At 47.6% G+C, this 20,520-nt stretch carries 18 protein-coding genes; 10 read left to right on the forward strand and 8 right to left on the reverse strand.

The features are described from left to right. Window positions 1–6: 6 nt before the first annotated feature. From KXJ80_RS05465 to KXJ80_RS05485, 5 genes are all read left to right on the forward strand, one after another. The gene (locus tag KXJ80_RS05465) at window positions 7–1,062 is read left to right on the forward strand and encodes a c-type cytochrome (protein ID WP_037430395.1); all 1,056 of its coding nucleotides are present in this window, start codon (window positions 7–9) and stop codon (window positions 1,060–1,062) included. 952 nt (window positions 1,063–2,014) lie between these two features. Continuing rightward, a complete protein-coding gene (locus tag KXJ80_RS05470; RefSeq protein ID WP_037430393.1) occupies window positions 2,015–2,902 on the forward strand; it encodes a hypothetical protein in 888 nt (295 codons plus the stop codon). 89 nt (window positions 2,903–2,991) lie between these two features. Further along, complete coding sequence (locus tag KXJ80_RS05475) at window positions 2,992–3,336, forward strand: hypothetical protein (protein ID WP_037422546.1); 345 nt, start codon at window positions 2,992–2,994, stop codon at window positions 3,334–3,336. A gap of 72 nt (window positions 3,337–3,408) precedes the next feature. Next, window positions 3,409–3,873: a DUF2846 domain-containing protein gene (locus KXJ80_RS05480; protein WP_069454233.1), complete on the forward strand. Its 465-nt coding sequence runs from the start codon at window positions 3,409–3,411 to the stop codon at window positions 3,871–3,873. A gap of 550 nt (window positions 3,874–4,423) precedes the next feature. Further along, complete coding sequence (locus tag KXJ80_RS05485) at window positions 4,424–4,783, forward strand: cysteine-rich CWC family protein (RefSeq protein WP_259474555.1); 360 nt, start codon at window positions 4,424–4,426, stop codon at window positions 4,781–4,783. 4 nt (window positions 4,784–4,787) lie between these two features. Here the strand turns inward: KXJ80_RS05485 and KXJ80_RS05490 are convergent, their stop codons facing one another. Both KXJ80_RS05490 and KXJ80_RS05495 read right to left on the reverse strand, forming a co-directional pair. Then, window positions 4,788–5,903, reverse strand: a complete 1,116-nt coding sequence (locus KXJ80_RS05490; protein ID WP_259474556.1) for an energy transducer TonB — start codon at window positions 5,901–5,903, stop codon at window positions 4,788–4,790. Between the two features lie 159 nt (window positions 5,904–6,062). Beyond that, window positions 6,063–6,878, reverse strand: coding sequence for a hydratase (locus KXJ80_RS05495; RefSeq protein ID WP_259474557.1), 816 nt, complete (start codon window positions 6,876–6,878; stop codon window positions 6,063–6,065). 319 nt (window positions 6,879–7,197) lie between these two features. Between KXJ80_RS05495 and KXJ80_RS05500 the strand changes: the two genes are divergently transcribed. Together KXJ80_RS05500 and KXJ80_RS05505 are read left to right on the forward strand one after the other, a co-directional pair. Further along, complete coding sequence (locus tag KXJ80_RS05500; protein WP_069454236.1) at window positions 7,198–8,172, forward strand: DMT family transporter; 975 nt, start codon at window positions 7,198–7,200, stop codon at window positions 8,170–8,172. Window positions 8,173–8,195: 23 nt separating this feature from the next. Then, window positions 8,196–8,804: an HAD family hydrolase gene (locus KXJ80_RS05505; RefSeq protein WP_259474558.1), complete on the forward strand. Its 609-nt coding sequence runs from the start codon at window positions 8,196–8,198 to the stop codon at window positions 8,802–8,804. A 56-nt stretch (window positions 8,805–8,860) separates the two neighbouring features. Here the strand turns inward: KXJ80_RS05505 and KXJ80_RS05510 are convergent, their stop codons facing one another. The 6 genes from KXJ80_RS05510 to uvrA all read right to left on the reverse strand — a co-directional run bounded on the left by KXJ80_RS05510 (window position 8,861) and on the right by uvrA (window position 16,512). Continuing rightward, window positions 8,861–9,373 carry a hypothetical protein gene (locus KXJ80_RS05510; protein ID WP_259474559.1) on the reverse strand — a complete coding sequence of 171 codons (513 nt, stop codon included), beginning with the start codon at window positions 9,371–9,373 and terminating at the stop codon, window positions 8,861–8,863. A gap of 141 nt (window positions 9,374–9,514) precedes the next feature. Beyond that, complete coding sequence (locus KXJ80_RS05515; RefSeq protein ID WP_259474560.1) at window positions 9,515–9,883, reverse strand: hypothetical protein; 369 nt, start codon at window positions 9,881–9,883, stop codon at window positions 9,515–9,517. A 183-nt stretch (window positions 9,884–10,066) separates the two neighbouring features. After that, window positions 10,067–11,938 (reverse strand): DEAD/DEAH box helicase, encoded by a 1,872-nt coding sequence (locus KXJ80_RS05520; RefSeq protein ID WP_088586653.1) that lies wholly within the window; start codon window positions 11,936–11,938, stop codon window positions 10,067–10,069. 191 nt (window positions 11,939–12,129) lie between these two features. Beyond that, window positions 12,130–13,164 carry a M28 family peptidase gene (locus KXJ80_RS05525; protein WP_259474561.1) on the reverse strand — a complete coding sequence of 345 codons (1,035 nt, stop codon included), beginning with the start codon at window positions 13,162–13,164 and terminating at the stop codon, window positions 12,130–12,132. Between the two features lie 84 nt (window positions 13,165–13,248). Further along, on the reverse strand, window positions 13,249–13,587 hold the full coding sequence (locus KXJ80_RS05530) for a hypothetical protein (RefSeq protein ID WP_211164541.1): 339 nt from the start codon (window positions 13,585–13,587) through the stop codon (window positions 13,249–13,251). A 72-nt stretch (window positions 13,588–13,659) separates the two neighbouring features. Continuing rightward, window positions 13,660–16,512, reverse strand: coding sequence for an excinuclease ABC subunit UvrA (gene uvrA, locus KXJ80_RS05535; RefSeq protein ID WP_240292954.1), 2,853 nt, complete (start codon window positions 16,510–16,512; stop codon window positions 13,660–13,662). Between the two features lie 408 nt (window positions 16,513–16,920). On the opposite strand from uvrA, the gene KXJ80_RS05540 reads away from it, so the two are divergent. The 3 genes from KXJ80_RS05540 to KXJ80_RS05550 all read left to right on the forward strand — a co-directional run bounded on the left by KXJ80_RS05540 (window position 16,921) and on the right by KXJ80_RS05550 (window position 20,515). Continuing rightward, complete coding sequence (locus tag KXJ80_RS05540) at window positions 16,921–18,288, forward strand: MFS transporter (protein WP_037422579.1); 1,368 nt, start codon at window positions 16,921–16,923, stop codon at window positions 18,286–18,288. Between the two features lie 108 nt (window positions 18,289–18,396). Then, the gene (gene ssb, locus KXJ80_RS05545) at window positions 18,397–19,122 is read left to right on the forward strand and encodes a single-stranded DNA-binding protein (protein ID WP_259474562.1); all 726 of its coding nucleotides are present in this window, start codon (window positions 18,397–18,399) and stop codon (window positions 19,120–19,122) included. A gap of 220 nt (window positions 19,123–19,342) precedes the next feature. After that, complete coding sequence (locus KXJ80_RS05550) at window positions 19,343–20,515, forward strand: tyrosine-type recombinase/integrase (protein WP_053034696.1); 1,173 nt, start codon at window positions 19,343–19,345, stop codon at window positions 20,513–20,515. Window positions 20,516–20,520: the final 5 nt, after the last annotated feature.

A 20,520-nucleotide genomic window follows, 5' to 3' on the forward strand; every position in this document is an offset into this window, starting at 1 on the left:
CCGGCCATGAAATCTTCTGCCATCTTACTATTGGCCGCCATGGGCGTGCTGACTGCTCAGGTACAAGCGGCGCAAGAATTACCTGATAAACAGGCGCCATTGCCCTCAGTCCCTAAAAATCCTGATCAAACTTATCTTACGCCTAGACCCTTAAGTGCGATTCCCGAAGGTGCCTTTGGCGATAAAGTACGCTTGGGTTATCAGCTATTTGTGAATACCCAGCAGTTAAGAGATAAGTATGTGGGTAACGAGCTTAACTGTGCTAACTGCCATATGGATGCGGGCCGCAAGGCGAATGCGTCACCGGTGTGGGGCGCCTATTTTGCCTATCCCGCGTATCGTAAAAAAGACGATAAAGTAAATACCTTTCAAGAGCGGATACAAGGCTGCTTTAACTATTCGATGAATGGTAAAGCCCCCGCTGCGGGCAGCCCCGAACTGGTTGCGCTATCGGCTTATGCCTACTGGTTAGGGATGAGTGGTTTGATGGATGCGGCTAACCTTGATGGTCCAGTGCCAGAACTTAGCGATGCCGAATTGGTAAAAGGCGCCAAACGTGAGGATTTCTCGCTGCCAGACGCCCTAGCCAAAGCCATGACAGTGGAGCAACGCGCAAATCTGCCGGGCCGTGGTTATCCTGAGATCCCAAAACCTGAACTTGCGTTCTCACCCGAGCGTGGCAAAGCCGTGTATACGGCCCACTGCCAAGCGTGCCACGGCGCCGATGGTCAAGGCCAAGCAATTGCTGGTGTTTACTCTCTGCCACCATTATGGGGCCCAATGAGTTACAACTGGGGCGCGGGGATGCACAGGGTCAATACAGCCGCATTCTTCATTTATGAAAACATGCCTTTCGGTAAGAGCATGCAGTTGACTAACCAACAAGCTTGGGACGTTGCCGCTTACATCAACTCCCATGAACGGCCACAGGACCCCCGCAATAAGGGCGATGTGAAACAAGCGCAGGAAAAATACCATAACGATAACGACTATTACGGTGTCGACGTCGATGGCAAAGTGCTTGGCACCGCCTCTTATCCGGTGTTTCCGAAAAAGTCGTAGTTTAGTCGCTTTGATTGAAGGTTCTCGCGGTGAAATAAAGCGAGTGAATTAGTTACGCAGAAAGAAAGCAAGCCAGCAAGCTTAAAGTTTGCTGGCTTTTTTATTGGGTAAAATGTGTTGGGGATTTTACTTAAAGTTATTTAATATCAGATTATTATTGTTTAGTGATTAGCTAACACAAAAGAGTTACGCCTGCCCCATATTTCTGAATTGGCAATATTATCGCGGTGAATATGTTAGTCATAGCGGCCTAACGGCCGAGGTGAATCAAAGTCGTGGGTCTTCAACCCACACCCGACCAAGAGGGGATCAACAGCAATTCCCTCTTGCCTCTTTGTTAATAAGAGTCCTCGCCGAACAACGTCCATGTCTAACTGCCAGTTCGCCATCCGTGGCTCTCGTTCGTAACGCTGCTATGCAGCACTCACCCTAGCGAAGTTACATGCATTGGTTAGTGGTTTCGTGCTTATTCGAAAATCACTAACGCTTCCGATGGGGCGTCCCTTCCCCCCGAAAGCTACGTAGACTTCCTGTCTGCGTCACGCGATTTTCTTCAACGCCCTTCAACAACTTCGCAGGGTAGGGTGAACTTCTGTTGCCTTGGTGTTAGCTGTTAGTCCTAAATATTTGTGCTTGTCGTCCCATCTTTCTGGGAAATTTATAAACTAACTTTAAAGTGAGCCTATAAAGGTATCGGTTTTTGTTTGGATGTTTATGCAATCAACTGAAATTATTACCCTTTCACTTTGCCTAATACTATTTACCGCGCCAAAATGCTTCTCGGTAAATAAAGTCTCGATTTTTCTGGATGAAAAATGTTGATAGCCCGCTGATACTGATGCTAACTTATTGTCATCATTAAATTATTTGCTCGTTTATTCCCATGTCTAACTCTATTCGGGTTGGGGTTTATTAGAAGAGCAGGTAATACACTGTTAGGCGGGAGAGGAATATGCAATTTAATACTATCGACGAAGCAAAAGAATATGTTGTTTCTCTCACGAATAAGGCAAGAACCATCGAGAATATTGATTCAGCCATAAGCTACTATCAAGAAATGGTGGATAGCTCTCATAGTGAAGATTTGAAAAAATTGTGGCTTTCAGAACTCGATAAATTGAGTGAATTGAAAAATAGCGATGATTTTAAGAATGGTAACTATCCCCAAGGAATTGATGACCTGATTCTTGAGCTAGTTGAGTGGCGTTCAATTATTTACGCCTTCCAGAATGTTGATACTCAGCGTGAGCCATTTAAAGAGAGCGGGTTTTATGCGCAATGGTATCTTGGAGGCATCTATGGGGTATTTTCCATATTTGGAAAGCTACTGAGTAAAGATAAACGTGACAATTCGCTAAGAAAACTGTGGGAAACAATTTCACCAATTATGCTTGGTGAAGGTGCGTGCACTAAGCCAGAGGTTGATTGCATCAACGCAGCTCTTGATGTTAAATCTGGTCGTTTCACGAATGAAAACTCACAGGCGCTATTATTTAGAAATAAGCTAATTTCTCATAATGAGGCTATGCCGGTTGTAAAGTGGGATGAAGTTGACAAGGATTTTGCATTTCTGATTCGGATGTGGTCATTGTTAGTCTCTTGGAGCTCATTCGGACTGTTTCAACCATTTAGAACTGATGACCAAGCATTTCTTGGCGTTGAACCCATGTTCGAACGTTCAGAAATATCGAACTTAAAAGCAAAAAGACAGGAATACCTAAAAATGGTTGAAAAGTGGTCTAAAAGCTTTGTTCATACTGGCGAAGTTGACCCTGGTAGAGGAGCCTTTTCTACTTTATCTGTCAAAGTTTCCATTGTTTCTGAAGATGAAAAAGCCTAATAATCGCCAGCACGGGGACAAAGTTTACGCTGCGCTTCAACTTTGCCCGTGTGACGGGCGTTATATGCCTTTGTTAGCACAGGAGCAGAATGAAAGTTTCTTTGGGAAAGCTGAGCGCATGGTTTGCAATAGTCGGTGCAATCGGAATTTTCATGTGGGTTCCTTGGCTAATATACAAATCCATTACCGACGATAGCTCCTACGATTTTTTAATGTTTTTTAGCATGATGGTTGGCGTGTTGCTTTCAATCGTTCACCATTTTTTAGCCTTCTTTGTGAAATGCCCCAATTGCGGTAAATCATTGATGGTTAGAGGATTCAAAAAAATAAAGCCAGAAACTCATGACAGTGGGTTAGAAGTGGCATTTTTATGGTTTACTGACAAAGTTCACTGCATGCATTGCGGTGTTAAGGTCGATAAATGCGGCATATAACAAGCAAAGGCAAAGCGACGCGCACTGCGGCTTGCTTTGAGCGTTAGTTGTCGTAGAGATGGAGCGTTGTACATGTTTAAGAAGTTTATTTTTACGCTAGCGATGGTTGTGTCACTTACTAGTTGTAGTGCTACAGGCCCCAGATTTACTCAAACGGAAGCGCCTGAGGTAAATAAAGCTAAAGTGTACTTATATCGTCCTTGGGCCATGCTGGATGGCGCCGCAGCGCCTACGGTACAGATAAATGGCGTAGATAGTTTTGAGATAAGTAATGGCGGCTTCCATGTATTGGATCTTAATCCAGGCAGCACAATAATCGCAGTCAAGGAGGGAGGCATTATGTCCAACTGGCGTGCTGGACCATTGCAAATCTCTTTTGATGCTCAAGCTAATAACACTTATTTTGTTCGCCTAACTGCCGAGCTTGCTAACGCAGCTTATCTTGGAGGCGTGGCCAGTATTTCTGGTAATTATTCGCTGGGATTGGTTAATCCAGAAGTGGCAACGCAAGAGTTGCGTGAAACTAAGAAAAACTAACAAGGCAAGCCTGCTTCGCACTTTCGCGAATAAAAGTTGGGACAGGCACAAATCTGCCGAGAAAGATCGGACAGGCATAACTCTTTCCGGGTTTACTGCCAACACAGCAGTAATAGGAGTTCACCATCCCCTCGGAGTTGCCGCAGGGCATTTGCGTTCGTTCCGTGAGCGAGGCATGGATGCCGAGATAGCGTCAGTCGAATCAGGGACGAGCGTCTGACGCGATAGCATAAGGACGCTAAATGCCCAAGGGGCTTTCAACTCCGTTAGGGGCGTCTTGGAGCATCCAAGGAGGATAGGACGAGCAGTCCTCCTTGGTCGGGTGTCGGGTGAAACCCCACGACTTTGATTCACCTCGGCCGTAAGGCCGCAATCAATATTGCATTGTGCTAAACAGAGCCAATATGGAAGCCCCACGACTTGTAAACTAAAGCATTCAAACGTAGTTTGAAAAGCTTTAAAGTCTAACCTTGGTGTAAATCAACTCAGCTTGAGTTGCAAAAAACCATTATTATTTCTGCGTTATCACTCCGATGCCATAAGGATTACCGTGCCTAAGCACTTACAAGACGTTCAGTTCGATACCACGCAGCTGTGCCCTTTATGCCAAGGGGCGAATCAGTGTGCAATGACTCTTGGCGCCGAGATCAGTGACTGTTGGTGTGCTAAGCAGAGGTTTCCTAATCTGACTCAATTGCTATCTAGCGATTTGGCGGCAGGCTTATCAACAGACGCTACAGTAGGGCTGAGTGTTGATAAGTTAGCGCAACTATTATCGCAGCAAGCGACGGCTTGTATTTGTGAGACTTGTTTAAGCCGGATAAAGCGCGAGCTAACAGCTTTAGTTACTTCAGAAGATAAAAACAGCCCATCGGGATTAGACGATGGGCTGGGATATGAGGTGAAGTAACCGATTAAGACTTATCGGTGAAATAGTCTATACGCACAGTCGTTTGTGCTGGCACGGGCTTGCCATGTTCAAACTTAGGCGCATAGCGCCATTCTTCGATCATTTTCAGTGTGGATTTTTCAAATAGTACACCGCCTTTGGATTCGAGCACTTCAGGATTTTTCACAAATCCCATCTCATCAACTGTGAAGTTAAGGGTCACATAGCCACTTTTACGTTGCATGAGGTAGGACTTAGGGTATTTGGGCACCGTGCGAAATAGCGGTTGCTGTTCCTGTGTGTCGGCCCAAGGTCGCATTTTGCCGATGGCGATACAGTGGGCGGTGGACTCGTCACGCTTTCCTTGGCGCTCATACAGTTCGACTAAATAAGCGTGGGCGCTTAAGGCATAGGGATGGCTAAAGTTAAGGGCGTCAAACTGCTTAACCACTTCTAAAAGCAACGGAATCGCCTTGTCATCATGCTTTTCGGCATATTCAACAGCGCCGACGACATAGGTGGCTTTGACTCTGTCGAGGGCATTTTCGGGTAGGATTTCTTTGTAAGTTTCATAGGCCTCGAAGGCATAGTCTCTTACCTTAGCAGTGTACAATTCTGTGTTGCTGAGGCGAGCAAAGGCTGCCATTTTTATATTCGCCAACAGCTTTTTATTTGCATTTTTTTCAGCAATTTCAATAGCATCTTCAAAAAGTCCTTTCGCCACAGTCAGCTTAGGTGAGGTTTCCGCTGTGCCGAGTAGTGGGTCGATAAGCTCAGCTGCATGCTCGCCGTAATGCTTTTTATAATTGCTTAATGCGAGTTGATATAACTCATTCGCCTTAGCTGTTTTTGGCAAATTCTTTTCTTCAAATGGGTAAGGGGCGACTTGCTTCTCTATTGCACCAGCCCAGTTCATGGCGAGGTTCGCTAAGTCGACACTGTCCTTGGCATATTGAGCTTCGCCCAATTCGAAGGCCCTTTTGGCACTGGCTTCTATTTGGTCGTTATCACCTTGTTTGAGTGCGGCTTGGTAGTCACTGTAGGCTTGGGAAAAGCTGTTTTCCGAGGCGGTTAAAGGTAACGAAGTACTTAAGGCTAAAGCAAATAGACTGGCTAAGGGTAATATTTTTCCGTCTAACATCTTGTATATCCTTATGTTTAGTGTCTTCGGATAGTACAAATGTTTCACTCTTGATACAAGTTTGTTTTCGGCAGTTGGTCGCTAGGGGAACGCTAAGAAGGTAAGCCTTTGCCTACCTTCTTACTTTGCCTATGGGTTTGGCACCCTTTAGGCAGTGACTTATTTAGTCACAAACTGCAAATCAAATTGGCCTAGCTCGCCGTAGTGGAATTGGCAGGTTTGATTGAGTGGCAAATCTAATACCCCCGCATAGGAGCCAGTAATCACATATTGTCCTCGGGTTAAGCCAATCCCTTGGGCGGATAAAAAGTTAACTAACCAATAAAGCCCAGCCTTAGGGAAACCATTTGGATGAACAGCGGCTTTTTGCAGTGTTTCGCTCTGTTGCTGCTCGTTATGAGCAATTTCAACACTCAGGGCGAAATGGCCTGTTTCTATCTTGGCTGGTGCAAGTAGTTCTGGCCCTAACCATAGACCTTGATTGACTAAGCCATCGGCGAGGGCGTCGAAGTGATTGGCTTCGCTTGGGTTTTGGTAGCGACTTTTGATAAGTTCTAAGGCGAGGCGGGTTTTACCTAGGGCGGCGTCGATTTCTGCCTCAGAATAGGGCGTGGCACGTGGCGGTAAATCGTTGCCGATTTCAAAGGCGAGCTCAGGTTCGACACGGGCTAGCCCTTTGCTTGAAGGATAAAGCGGGCACTCGGCGGTTTGCAGATACACATCATGTTGATAGATGGGCGCCACTACGGTTTTCTCTGCCGTTGGGAGTAGACACTTCCAACCCGCAATCGGGTTGCCTTGGGCGCTAAATTGCTGGGCAATCGCTTGTTGAATGGCAAAGGCGTGGGAGAAATCCTTGGGCCTTAACGCTTCTTGCAACAGGTCGCCCGCTTCACCTTTAGCGCGGCGCTGCGCGAGTTCTTGTGCTGCGGTGTTAATGGACTCAAGCTGTGCTTTCGTGTCTATTGGTGACATTTTTTATCCTAACTGACTTATTTTTAAAGACTTATATAGAGTGGCTTATGCCGCAATAAATGTGCACATAAGATATCAATTGACTCTATAAATCCAATCTGGGCCAAAAGAGAAATTGCGCTCAATATACCTTTTTGTGTCGGTAAAGGCTTGATAAAACTTATCTTCAAATGCTGAGTATTTATCGCTGAGCAAGATTGATTGAGTGTCAGCTTAACTATCCAAACAGGCGGATAAGTTAATCGCTTTTTAGGCTAGATCTTAGCGCGGTGCGGTGCCAGAATGGCGTTCCTTTCTGCTGTACTACTGGGACTTTTCCGTGAATCAAAGCCACTCTGGATCCTTGGCAAATAACCATGCTCAATTGGGGTTATTGTTTATTTCTGTTGCCGTGCTGTTTTGGGGGATTTTACCTATAGCACTTAAGCTATCGGGGAGTTTTATCGACCCGGTGACGTTGACTTGGTTTCGGTTTTTGGTGGCGCTCTTGGTCAGTATTTTGGTGCAGTGGAGTGCCGGGAGTTTGAAACAGTTTGCGGCGCTAGATGCCAAAGTTTGGCTCAGACTTATCCTCGCCGGACTGTTTTTAATGCTTAACTATGTGTCATTCGTCTATTCCCTCGACTATTTAGCCCCGGGCGCGGCGCAGCTTAACTTCCAAACCTCGCCCTTTTTCCTCGCCTTTGGTGGCGTGCTGTTTTTTAAGGAACGGCTTAATGCGGTGCAGCTCAGTTGTTTTGCCGCTTTAGCCTTAGGGATGTTAATGTTTTTCCATCCCTTTTTAGATTTTTCCGCCACCGATAATCATGAGATCTGGCTTGGGGTGATGATAGTGCAGTTTTCGGCATTGTCATGGACCACATACGCACTGCTGCAAAAGTCACTGTTGAACCGTTTGTCCCCCGCCAACGTACTCTTAGTTATCTATGCCTTAGGTATTTTTGCGATGGCGCCCTTTAGCGACTTTAGCCAATTTGCGCAAATGGATAGCTTTGACTGGCAAGTGGCGCTGTTTTGCGCCGCCAATACCTTGATTGCCTACGGCTGTTTTGGGCAATCAATGAAGTATTGGCCGACGGCACAGGTGAGCGCCATGTTGGCGTTAACGCCAGTATTTAGCTTTAGTGCCACGGCGTTAGTGGTGAGTATCGGTTGGTGGCCTGACGTGTTTAAGGCCGATGAGTTAGATGCTTTATCGCTCTTTGGCATAGGTGTGATTATTGTGTCAGTGATGGTGGTGCAGTTGCTGCCCCTGTATCGCCAGCGCCGCGCGAGACGTTTACAACCCATTTAACTGGCAGCTGAATAGGTACCCGAGTGATCACACGCCTGACCGATATTGAATTAGAACAGATCCGCGGGGTTATCTTCGATCTCGACGGTACGCTTGCCCATTCAAACCCTGACTTTAAAGGCTTAAGAGCGGCATTAGGTATTGGATCGGGTACCGATATTCTCGAGCATATACATAGTCTTGAGACCGCAATGGCCAAGATGCAGGCGCTGGAAATTGTCCATGACTACGAGCTTGCCAGCTCGCGCCAAGCGAGCTGGATTGAAGGCGCGCAGGCGTTGATTACGTTTTTAAAGGCAAGACAACTGCCGCTGGCGATTTTGACCCGCAATATGCCCGAGGCGGCCAAAATCACCATTGAAAAACTCGGTATTGATATCCCCTTAGTGCTGACCCGTTACGATGCCGAGCCAAAGCCTCACCCGCAGGGGATCCACTTGATTTGCGAGCAATGGCAGTTGAGTCCGGCGGATATCTTGTATGTGGGGGATTATCTATTCGATCTGCAAACCGCGCAAAACGCCGGTAGTCGCTGCGCCCTCTATTGCCCAGAAGAGGTGCCCGACTATGCCCAAGCGGCGGATTTACTGGTCTCTTGCTACCACAGCTTGATTAAGGCATGGCCTAAATAATTTATGCCCTGGCGGTTAACCTGTTTAGCCGCCTATATCTCAATTAATTCAAGTGACTATTTAGGTAATTGCTTACAAAGGTCATCAAATAGGGCAAAACTTTCTGTTAGCACCGTCTGTAATTGATCTTCGTTATAGCACCATGGCTGGTTTTGTGTACGCCAGTCGTTATCCCAGTCAATCTCTTCACCTCGTGCTAACCGCTCCGCCACGGCAATCTGTTGATAGGAGCCACCACCGATGCGCTTATCTTCACGCCATAGGTCAAAGTTAAACACTACCCACTGCTGCATCTCCATCATAAGCCTCATATGTGGGTAGGCGAACTTTTTCGCATTTAGCTTGTAATATCCCCCCTCGCTTGTATAAAAACGAATCGGATATGGGAACTGGGCAACCAGCGCCTGTTGACGCTCCGACGGCACCTTAGGATTAAAATCGCCAGGGAGCTTAGGAAAGCGTGCCAACATGGAGGCATAGCGCGCAGCAAAATTGACTTCGCGGGCAATGGTAATCACGGGTTGCGATACTTTGTTTAGAATAAATTCACGTTCTTCATTGTCTAACATATCGTCATCCATCTTGACTGTTTATGGTGTTATTACCGCAGCCGTTAAAAGCTAATATCCAATATTTCAATTGATTAAAAATGTTCGGTCAATATCAACGTCGCTTTTATCGCTACGGCCTCGCTCAGAGTCAGAAGATATTTAGCGGTTGCTTTGTGTGTCCAGCTTATCTTGTTTGTCTTGCTTAAGCCCAAGCCGAATACTGTCGAGTAATGCCACTAACCAGCAGAGTAAAAAGCCATAGAGCAGTTCATTGGCATTGGCAATTGTGGTCTGGGTTTGTTGGGTGATTTCGGCAGAAATCACCCCGATATCAAGCGGTAAGGTGCCGTTTTGAATATCTAAGGCGATCACTTGCGCCACTTGATAGATTTGCATGAGTAGCAGCACAAGGCTCACGACCGCTAAGCTAAAAAATACCAGTGCAGTGCGTTTATGTTTTAGGTAAAAATGGCCGCTGCCGGGGGCGACAAAGGCGGATAACAGACCTGCGCTAAGAGCTTTTTTCATCGAAATACACTAATTGTGTTGCCAAAGACTAAGGCGACACTAATAGACATGCTGGCTTAAGTGCAAGTTAATTTGGGCCAAGTATGAGTTAATTTGGAAAATATTGGATAACAAAAAAGGAGCCGAGGCTCCTTTTTAATGCGTTGTTTTAATGCGCTTGACCTAAGGGTTTAGGTTTGCGGATTACTCTTCGCGTGGTTTACGTGGTCTACGTTCGCCTGCTGGCTTGTCTGAACGTGGTTTGCGGTCTGCAAACGGCTTGTCACCAGACGCTGCACGTGGCTTGCGATCACCCGCTGGGCGGTCGCTACGTGGACGACGGTCGCTACGGGCACCACGGCCAGAGTCAACAAAGACTTGGTCGCCAGCTTCACGGATATTCAATGGCTTACCACACACACGCACTTTCTTCAGGTGTTGCAGTACATCTTTTGGCATGCCGTCTGGCAGGTCAACAGTTGTCACTGAATCATAAAGTTGGATTGCACCGATATAACGGCTGTCGATATTGGCTTCGTTTGCGATAGCGCCAACGATATTGCCTACACCTACGCCATTTTCACGACCTACGTCGATCACATAACGGCACATTTTCAGGTCTGGATTGTCTTTTAACGCTTCAGCGCTGCCTAAGCTTGCTGGCATTGGACGAGATTCACGGCTACGGCGTTCGCCACGGTCAGCACCGCGGTCTGAACCACGTTCGCTACGCTCACTGCGTTCATCACGAACACGCTCTTGAATCGCAGGCAATTGCAGTGGACGTTCCTGCTGAACTTGGTGCAGTAGGGCCGCTGCGAGCAGATCGGTATCTACTTCAAGTTGCTGGCATAACTGAGCAACGGCTTCACGCATAAATTCGAGATCGTTGTTCATGGTTTGAGCGAGCTGCTCACCCAAGCGTGACAGGCGACGTTCTGCAACGGTTTCTGGGCTTGGTACTTTCATTGGCGAAATACGGCTGTTAGTCGCACGCTCGATAGTGCGCAGCATACGCATTTCACGGCTAGTGACGAACAGAATTGCCATACCATTACGACCAGCGCGGCCAGTACGACCGATACGGTGAACGTAAGCTTCTGTATCGTATGGAATATCGTAGTTTACTACGTGGCCAATACGCTCAACGTCTAGACCACGGGCCGCAACGTCAGTCGCGATCAGAATGTCTAGCTTGCCGTTTTTGAGTTGTTCAACTGCACGCTCACGGGCTTGTTGGTTCATATCACCATGTAAAGGTGATGAGGCATAGCCACGGGCTTCAAGTTTTTCAGCTAATTCAACGCATGAGTTACGAGTACGAACGAAGATGATGATACCTTCAGTATTTTCAACTTCTAACACGCGTACTAACGCTTCTAATTTATTGTGCTGTGATACCTGTACGAAACGTTGTTCGATTGACTCAACTGTCGTTTGGCTAGACTCGATACGCACATGTACAGGGCTACGTAAATGCTGGTTAGCAACACGTTTAATTTGCTCTGGCATTGTGGCCGAGAATAGTGCCAATTGGCGCTCGCTTGGCGTGTGCTCAAGGATCCATTCGATATCATCGATGAAGCCCATTTTTAGCATTTCGTCGGCTTCATCGAGCACGAGTGCTTTTAATGAATCGAGTTTTAATGTGCCACGACGCATATGGTCCATTACACGACCAGGCGTACCCACGATAACTTGTGGACCACGTTTGAGGGCATTCAACTGTTGTTGCATGCTTTGACCACCGTAGATCGGCAGTACATGGAAATTCTTAATAAATTTGGCATAGCTACTGAACGCTTCAGCAACTTGAACTGCAAGTTCACGCGTTGGTGCTAATACTAAAATTTGTGGTGTGGTTTGGCTGGTGACTTTATTCAGCAGCGGCAGCGCGAAGGCGCCAGTTTTACCTGTACCAGTTTGCGCTTGACCTAAAATATCTTTGCCAGCCATAAGTGGATCAATACTGGCTGATTGGATTGGCGTTGGTTTTTCATAACCTAGCTCGTCAAGAGCACGCAACAAATTCTCGGATAGGCCGAGTTCACGGAAAGTTCTTTCATCGGATGACATTGAGTTGTAGCCTTGTGGATGCGCGCGGATTGGCGCTTAAGTTTCACAGACAGAAAATCAACCCCGTGTCGATTTCCCGCGAACGACGGATTATAGCAGCATATAAGCCGCTTTACCAATCCGGATAAGGATAAATCCACCGTTTGGGAAGGTTTTTTCGCAAAAACTGAGCAAGAAACGCGCCACTTCGGCTAATTTTTCAAAATGTTGCCATCGAGTTTAATTAATTCAAAAGCCGATTCCGCTACCGCGGCGAGAAAAACATAGTCCAAGGTCTCGTAGGTATCCTCCGGCGTATGATATTGCGGATGGGTGGGCACACCAAAATATAGCCAAGGGATTTTAGCCTGATGAAAGGGATAATGATCCGATGCTCTTAGCCAATTAGTGCTCTGGATACTTCTCCCCACAGGCTTAGGGTGACTGAGTTTGATACACAGGCCGTTAGATTCATTCAACATTGGCCTAAATTGAGGAAATTGATAAAAGTTGCGGCTGCCCTCAAGGTAAATCGCGTAAGGGCGACTTGGGTGGCCAATCATATCCAGATTGAGCATCAGTTCAAATTGCGCTTCAGGCATTCGCTGCTTGAGTTGCTCCACTAAGGCCGTGCTGCCAAACAGTCCAGGTTCTTCGGCATCGGTCGCGACAAACATTAAGTTAATGTTGGGGAGTGAGTCGGGTGCAGCGCGTTGCTGCGCTTGCCAGTGGTTGGCGATGGCGAGTAATGCGGCAACGCCGGAGGCATTGTCATCGGCACCGTGGTAAACCTTGCCGCCACTCACGCCGAGATGATCATAGTGGGCGACTACAATACGCCATTTATCCGTAGGTTGTCGCGCTGGCGCTAAGGCGACCAGATTGCTTCCCACCTCTTGGCTAAATAGGGTCGAATATTCGAAGGGAACCTCGAAGGTTGTTCCCCAAGGTTTAAGGCCTAGTTGGTGAAACTGGTGATTTAAATAGTCGCGCGCCTTGGCTGCGCCTTCTGTTTGGGTTTTACGCCCCATTAATTCTGCTGAGCTGAGTGTTGCTACTGTTTGCTTAAGATCTGCGGGGGCAGCCCAATTCAATCGAATCGCCTCTGGTGAGCAAGTATATTCGGCAGGTTGGCTAGTGCAGGCCATGAGTCCCATACATAGGCTAAGGGTAAAAAAGTGCAAGAAGCCAATGCATGGAGACCAAGAGCGGATGATTGCAGTGAGTGCGTGTGCCAAATTGCCCATGATTATCCTTAAGGTTGGCAATAGGAACGATCAATCCTAAGCCTAACAGGGATTTAGCTAGAGTGCATGGGCCCTAATGTGGATTTAATCTAATACCTGGATCTCGGGGGAGAGCGCCGCCTCTTGGTGCGGGCTTAAATTAAAGTGCTCTAAGCCTGAGACCAAATGTGTGCGCGAGCACAGGGTGACCTGAGTATTTTTGGTGAGTCCACCTTGGGCAAGCGTGGTGACTCGGCCATCGGGTAATGCCAGTAGGCTATTTTCTGCGGTGCTATCTAAGACAGTAACTTGTAAACGAGTGGGTTGACCGATAATCGGATCGATAGCCGCGATAGCAAGTGCGAATAGCATTAGTCCTAAACAGGTAATGAGCATGAGATTAACGCGACTTAAGCTGGTTAAGTTGGGGCGATGTTCTAACAAAATATCCTCCTCGATGGAGTGCGCCTTGGGAGTGTTCTCCCAAGGCGTCGTTGAGGTTGAAGCCTTACCTGATTATGACTGCGTTGCTAGTTGTGCATCCCGCTCCAGCAGCGGCTTTAAGAAGCGTGCCGTGTGTGAGGTAGGATGCAAGGCTACTTCTTCTGGTGTGCCTGTGGCGAGGATTGTACCGCCGCCACCGCCGCCTTCAGGGCCTAAGTCGATAATCCAGTCTGCGGTTTTAATCACATCCAGATTATGCTCAATCACCACAATCGTGTTGCCGTGGGATTTGAGTCGATGCAGTACATCCAGCAGCAATTGGATATCGGCAAAGTGCAGGCCTGTGGTTGGTTCATCCAATATATACAAGGTCTTACCGGTATCGCGTTTGGAGAGTTCCTTGGCCAGTTTTACCCTTTGGGCCTCACCGCCAGATAGCGTCGTCGCGCTTTGACCTAACCGCACGTAAGACAAACCCACATCCATTAGGGTTTGCAGTTTGCGGGCAATAGCAGGCACGGCATCGAAAAATTCGCGGGCATCTTCCACCGTCATTTGCAGCACTTCGTGGATATTCTTGCCTTTATAGCGCACTTCTAAGGTTTCGCGGTTATAACGTTTGCCCTTACAGGCATCGCAGGGCACATACACATCGGGCAGGAAGTGCATTTCGACTTTAATTAAGCCATCGCCTTGGCAGGCCTCGCAGCGGCCACCTTTGACGTTAAAGGAGAAACGCCCGACCTGATAACCACGGGTACGGGATTCCTGCGTTCCGGCAAAAATCTCCCGAATTGGGGTAAAGATGCCAGTATAAGTGGCGGGGTTTGATCGCGGAGTGCGGCCAATCGGGCTTTGGTCGATATCGACCACTTTATCGCATTGCTCCATGCCGACAATGCGATCGTAAGGCGCGGGCTCATCGACGGTGGCGCCGTTGAGTTGTTTGTGGGCAATTCTAAAGAAGGTATCGTTAATCAGCGTCGATTTACCTGAGCCCGATACTCCAGTCACACAGGTGAATAATCCCACAGGGATAGTTAAATCCACATTACGCAGGTTATTGCCGCGGGCGCCGTAAAGCTCAATCACTTGTTTCGGGTCGAACGGTGTACGTGGAGTGCTGATATGAATATTGCGCTTACCCGAAATGTACTGCCCAGTGACGGACTCGTCGCAGGCGATAATTTTCTCAATCGGACCGTCGCAAATCACTTCACCACCATGGACGCCAGCGCCTGGGCCGATATCGATAATATGATCCGCCATGCGAATAGCATCTTCATCGTGCTCTACCACAATCACTGTGTTGCCTAAATCCCGCAGGTGGATCAGGGTTTGCAGTAGACGCTCGTTATCCCGCTGGTGCAAGCCGATAGATGGCTCGTCGAGCACATACATCACACCGACGAGCCCTGCGCCGATTTGGCTGGCGAGGCGAATACGCTGCGCTTCACCGCCTGAAAGAGTTTCGGCCGAACGCGACAGGCTTAAATAGTTGAGGCCGACGTTAACGAGGAAGCCTAAGCGATCGCGCACTTCCTTCAGTACCTTCTCGGCGATCTGTGCCTTTTGGCCGCTGAATTCGAGTTTGTCGAAGTATTCGAGGGCTTCACCTATCGACCAAACGGTCAGTTTCGGCAGGTTAAGATCGCCAATAAACACGTTACGGGCTTCTTCACGCAGGCGCGAGCCGCCACAGCTTTGGCAGGCTTGAGTGTTGATAAACTTGGCTAATTCTTCGCGCACCGCGTTGCTTTCGGTCTCGCGGTAGCGCCGGTCCATATTATTTAAGATGCCTTCGAAGGGGTGATTACGCACCACCACATCGCCACGGTCGTTGATGTATTTGAAGGCGATACTGTCTTTGCCTGAGCCGTAGAGGACGATTTTTCTCACCTTATCCGACAGCTGTTCGAAGGGAACTTCGACATCGAACTTATAGTGGTCGGCGAGCGAACTTAGCATCTGGAAGTAATAAAAGTTACGTCTATCCCAGCCACGAATCGCGCCGCCCGCAAGGGATAACTCAGGATTAGTGATCACTCTGTCTGGGTCGAAAAATTGTTGTACCCCTAAACCATCACAGGTTGGGCAAGCGCCTGCCGGATTGTTAAAGGAGAAAATCCGAGGCTCAAGTTCGGCCATCGAATAACCGCAGTGCGGACAGGCAAAATTTGCCGAGAAGATTAATTCTTCAGTAGTGCCTTCATCCATACTGGCGACCACGGCTATTCCGCCGGAGAGCTCGAGCGCGGTTTCAAAGGATTCGGCGAGACGCTGCTGGATATCGCTGCGGACTTTAAAGCGATCGACCACCACTTCGATGGTGTGTTTAACGTGTAAATCGAGGGTTGGCGGATCGGTTAAGTCGCAGACTTCACCGTCGATACGGGCGCGGATATAGCCCTGTGCCGATAAGCCTTCGAGTAATTTAACGTGCTCACCCTTACGGCCGTTGACCACGGGCGCCAGCAGCATTAAGCGGCTATCCTCGGGCATTTCGAGCACTTTATCCACCATCTGGCTCACGGTTTGCGCCGCCAGCGGTTGGCCATGAGTCGGGCAGCGCGGTTCGCCCACGCGGGCAAACAGCAGACGTAGATAGTCGTAAATTTCGGTGATTGTACCCACAGTCGAACGTGGGTTATGGGAGGTTGATTTTTGTTCGATGGAAATCGCCGGGCTTAAGCCTTCGATATGGTCGACATCGGGCTTTTCCATCAAGCTTAAGAATTGGCGGGCATAGGCAGAAAGAGACTCAACGTAACGTCGTTGGCCTTCGGCATATAAAGTATCAAATGCTAGGGAAGATTTGCCTGATCCCGATAACCCTGTGATAACGATTAACTTATCCCTTGGGATAGTCAGGTTGATATTTTTGAGATTGTGGGTCCGTGCGCCGCGTATTTCAATCTTATCCATCTATCGCTCAAGTCTTATGCTTAAAAAAATGAGCCTAAGTATCGCACAGTTCGGCGGCTGAGTTTAGTCGATTCTGTGATCTCTATTCTGGGTTGGCGGTAAGCCAATGCTTGGCCGTGGTCGATATAATCGTGATGAACCTAGCGAATTAACTAAGATTAATCCGAGTATGAGGGCAAGCCTAAGCTTATCTCTGTAAGTATCAAGTTAACTATTTGTAGCGAATCGACTTTTAGATAAGCCTTTAAAATAAAGACCTAAGGCCGTAACTGTGCCTTTTAAACGGCGTCGCGATGGGGCTGGACAACCCGTTAACTACGAGTGCTTAGGACGGTTTTTCCTTTTGAGCAAATGCTTTGTGGTGTGCTAACATGCGCCCCCTAAAAGACTTCAATCCAAGGCAAAATCATGGGTAACAACGGACTTTCAGGAACCGAGACAAGAGTCGCGTTTTCTTTAGCCAGTGTATTTGGTTTACGCATGATGGGCTTGTTTATGATCATGCCCGTCTTTGCACTTTATGGTCGGCATTTAGAAGGTTTTTCACCCCTTTGGGTGGGCATTGCCATCGGTGCTTATGGCTTAACTCAGGCCATTTTACAGATCCCTATGGGGATTTTATCAGACAAATATGGCCGTAAACCTGTCATTCTTGCAGGCTTAGTGGTGTTTGCCATCGGCAGTTTAATTGCCGCCAATGCTGAGACTATCTATGGCGTGGTGTTTGGCCGTGCTGTACAAGGAATGGGCGCGATTGCCGCCGCTGTGCTGGCGCTTGCGGCCGACTTAACTCGGGATGAGCAACGTACCAAGGTTATGGCGATTATTGGTATGTGTATCGGTGGCTCGTTTGCACTGTCGTTACTGGTTGGCCCGATTGTGGCGCAGCATTTAGGCTTATCAGGGTTATTCTTTTTAACTGCTGGGCTTGCGGTGTTAGGCATGTTGATTGTGCAGTTATTGGTGCCCAATCCCATTTCCCACGCACCTAAGGGCGATACCTTAGCGGCGCCCGCGAAGCTTAAGCGCATGTTGACCGATCCGCAGCTGTTTAGGCTCGATGCGGGGATCTTTATTCTGCACTTAGTGTTAACCGCCGTGTTTGTCGCCTTGCCACTCGACTTAGTCGATGCGGGTCTGGTGAAAGAAAAACATTGGATGCTGTATTTCCCTGCGTTTGTGGGCGCATTCTTCTTGATGGTGCCGTTAATCATCATCGGAGTGAAGCGCAAGAATACTAAGGCGATGTTCCAAATTGCTTTAGTGATCATGATGTTTGCCCTTGCCGCCATGGCGATTTTTTCGAACAACCTCTGGGTATTGAGCGTGGCCGTGCTGCTGTTTTTTACTGGCTTTAACTACCTTGAGGCGTCGCTGCCGAGTTTGATTGCGAAATTCTGCCCAGTGGGTGAAAAAGGCTCGGCGATGGGTGTTTATTCGACCAGCCAATTCTTCGGGGCCTTTTGTGGCGGTATGCTCGGTGGCGGTGCGTACCAATTAGTCGGTGCCGTGGGCGTGTTTATTGTCGCGTTGGTGTTAATGGGCATTTGGTTATTGCTCACCTTAGGGATGGAAAATCCTGTACTGCTTAAGAGTTACACCTTAGAGGCTGCCGTTAAAGACAAAACCCAAGCCCGTGATATGGCGGCGCAACTATCACAATTAATGGGTGTGGTTGAAGCGATTGTGGTGCTAGACGAGAAAGTCGCTTATCTCAAAGTTGACGAGCATTTCGATTTAAGAGAAGCCCGAGCTGTGTTAGGCTCTGCTCAATAATATGTGTTATTGCCGCGAATACTTAGGGATGCGGATTTTCCCTTGCGGCAACAATTATAAACAACATACTGAATTAACAGATTATTTAAAGAATCGCAGGAGATTTCAATGGCCAGTCGTGGTGTTAACAAGGTAATTTTGGTTGGCAATTTGGGACAAGATCCAGAAGTGCGTTATATGCCAAACGGTAACGCAGTCGCAAACATCACCGTTGCGACCAGCGAATCGTGGAAAGACCAACAAGGTCAACAGCAAGAACGTACTGAATGGCACCGTGTGGTTCTGTTTGGCAAGTTGGCTGAAATTACGGGTGAGTACCTGCGTAAAGGTTCACAGGTTTACCTCGAAGGTAAATTGCAAACGCGTAAGTGGAAAGATCAAAGCGGTCAAGATCGTTACAGTACTGAAGTGGTTATCGACCAAAGCGGTAGCATGCAAATGTTAGGCGGCCGCAATCAAGGCCAAAGTCAAGGTCAAGGCCAAGGTGCCCCAATGGGTGGTATGCCACAAAACGGCGGTTACCAATCAGCCCCACAACAAGCTGCTCCTGCGCAAAATCAATACGCGCCAGCACCGCAAGCGGCTCCGGCTTACCAAGCACCAGCGCCACAACCTCAATCTGGCTACAATCAGCAGCCAGCTCAACAAAGCTATGGCCAGCAGCAATCCCATGCGCAGCAACATGCTCAGCCACAGCAAGGTGGTTATGCGCCTAAGCCTGCTGCACCAGCGTATCAAGCCCCAGCTGCACCTGCACAACGTCCAGCGCCACAACCACAACAAAACTTCACCCCAGATTTGGATGATGGTTGGGACGACGATATCCCGTTTTGAATGACATAAAGTAATTACTGTTAAACTAATTCTTAAATTAGTCTAATTAACTAATTGGTTTTACAGAATAAAAATGAAAAATTAAGCCCTTTAAGTGTGTAAACATTTGAAGGGCTTTTTCGTTTTATGTGACTTTGTGTTTTTATAAAATCGTATAACTTTAAAAGTTGTGAAGATAAAAGTTTGTAGCTACTCTTATTTTGTCAACAAGGGTGGTGCAATGAAAATAGAGTTAGTCACACACGAAACGGGCGAACAGATACCAATGATGCTGGATGATTCTGGTATGCCAGTTGTCTTACCTAATGAGTTTATTCTTGCCAGACGCTCCCTCAGTACAAATACATTGGTTCGGAATTTGAGAGAGCTATCAGTGCTCTATCGCTGGCTGGATAAATCGAATTATGACCTATCTGCGAAATTGCTGGCTCAGAATTCATTCAACGAAGCAGAATTAAAAGGTGGCTTGGTCGAAGCGTTAAGAATTGATCAGGCCAATGGACGTATAAATTTAGTAGCGCCTAATACCTTTAATCAACGGTTAACGACTATTAGACAATTTATCAGTTGGTGTATGGACGTATTGATAAGCCAGTTGCCTTTGTCTTCCCTAGACTATGAACGTTTGAGAGAGCGAAAGTCATTCTTTCTAAAAATGTTGGAAGGCAGCTTTATGTCTGCCACACCAATGAAGAAAAGCCTTCGTAAGGGGCTAAATGAGGTAGAGGTTGACTTCCTGCTTGCCGTGTTGCATCCCGATGCTAAGCAAGGATTTGGACGAGATCCTGCTGTAAAGTTTAGAAACTATGTGTCTGTAGGGTTAATGTTATTTTGTGGTCTAAGGCCAGGTGAACTGCTTAGCCTTAGGGTAGAAGATGTTCAAGTTGGTGCGATTTCGGCGATAAAGATTGAGCGTAGACCAGCAGACTCAATGGATGTGAGGCGGCCGAGGCCTCAAATCAAGCGTAATGGTAGACTTATTCCGATTGAGAGTCGGCAGTTTGCTTTTGCATTAAATGAGTACATTGTTACCTGGCGTGACGTGCTTGAAAGCAAAAGTAACCATGAGTCAGACTATTTAATCTTGAGTGATGAGGGGGCGCCCTTGTCACAATCCTCAATTACACAGTTTTTTCAGTTATTGCGAACACAATATGCTGACCGTCTTCCTGAAAACTTAACGGCCAAGTCTCTTAGACACACATTCTCATCCCGGCTTGAGAGGGTTCTTAGAGCTTCAGGAATGGATGAGCAGCGCAGACGAGAAGCGCTGGCCTTTCTGCGTGGCGATAGTAGTTTAGATTCACAAGACATTTATATTGCCCAAGAAGTGGAGGAGCAAGCGGTTAAGTCATTGAGGCGGTATCAGGCAGATATGATGTCCGAGAGGTAGTCAAA

Source organism: Shewanella xiamenensis (assembly GCF_024971755.1).
GTDB classification, from domain to species: domain Bacteria; phylum Pseudomonadota; class Gammaproteobacteria; order Enterobacterales; family Shewanellaceae; genus Shewanella; species Shewanella xiamenensis.

Excerpts from the sequence above, each read along its gene's own strand:
- KXJ80_RS05515 (WP_259474560.1), bottom strand. The coding sequence starts at position 9,883 with ATGAAAAAAGCTCTTAGCGCAGGTCTGTTATCCGCCTTTGTCGCCCCC.
- uvrA (WP_240292954.1), bottom strand. The coding sequence starts at position 16,512 with ATGGATAAGATTGAAATACGCGGCGCACGGACCCACAATCTCAAAAAT.
- KXJ80_RS05475 (WP_037422546.1), top strand. The coding sequence starts at position 2,992 with ATGAAAGTTTCTTTGGGAAAGCTGAGCGCATGGTTTGCAATAGTCGGT.
- KXJ80_RS05525 (WP_259474561.1), bottom strand. The coding sequence starts at position 13,164 with ATGGGCAATTTGGCACACGCACTCACTGCAATCATCCGCTCTTGGTCT.
- KXJ80_RS05495 (WP_259474557.1), bottom strand. The coding sequence starts at position 6,878 with ATGTCACCAATAGACACGAAAGCACAGCTTGAGTCCATTAACACCGCA.
- KXJ80_RS05470 (WP_037430393.1), top strand. The coding sequence starts at position 2,015 with ATGCAATTTAATACTATCGACGAAGCAAAAGAATATGTTGTTTCTCTC.
- KXJ80_RS05480 (WP_069454233.1), top strand. The coding sequence starts at position 3,409 with ATGTTTAAGAAGTTTATTTTTACGCTAGCGATGGTTGTGTCACTTACT.
- KXJ80_RS05490 (WP_259474556.1), bottom strand. The coding sequence starts at position 5,903 with ATGTTAGACGGAAAAATATTACCCTTAGCCAGTCTATTTGCTTTAGCC.
- KXJ80_RS05520 (WP_088586653.1), bottom strand. The coding sequence starts at position 11,938 with ATGTCATCCGATGAAAGAACTTTCCGTGAACTCGGCCTATCCGAGAAT.
- ssb (WP_259474562.1), top strand. The coding sequence starts at position 18,397 with ATGGCCAGTCGTGGTGTTAACAAGGTAATTTTGGTTGGCAATTTGGGA.
- KXJ80_RS05540 (WP_037422579.1), top strand. The coding sequence starts at position 16,921 with ATGGGTAACAACGGACTTTCAGGAACCGAGACAAGAGTCGCGTTTTCT.
- KXJ80_RS05550 (WP_053034696.1), top strand. The coding sequence starts at position 19,343 with ATGAAAATAGAGTTAGTCACACACGAAACGGGCGAACAGATACCAATG.
- KXJ80_RS05465 (WP_037430395.1), top strand. The coding sequence starts at position 7 with ATGAAATCTTCTGCCATCTTACTATTGGCCGCCATGGGCGTGCTGACT.
- KXJ80_RS05510 (WP_259474559.1), bottom strand. The coding sequence starts at position 9,373 with ATGTTAGACAATGAAGAACGTGAATTTATTCTAAACAAAGTATCGCAA.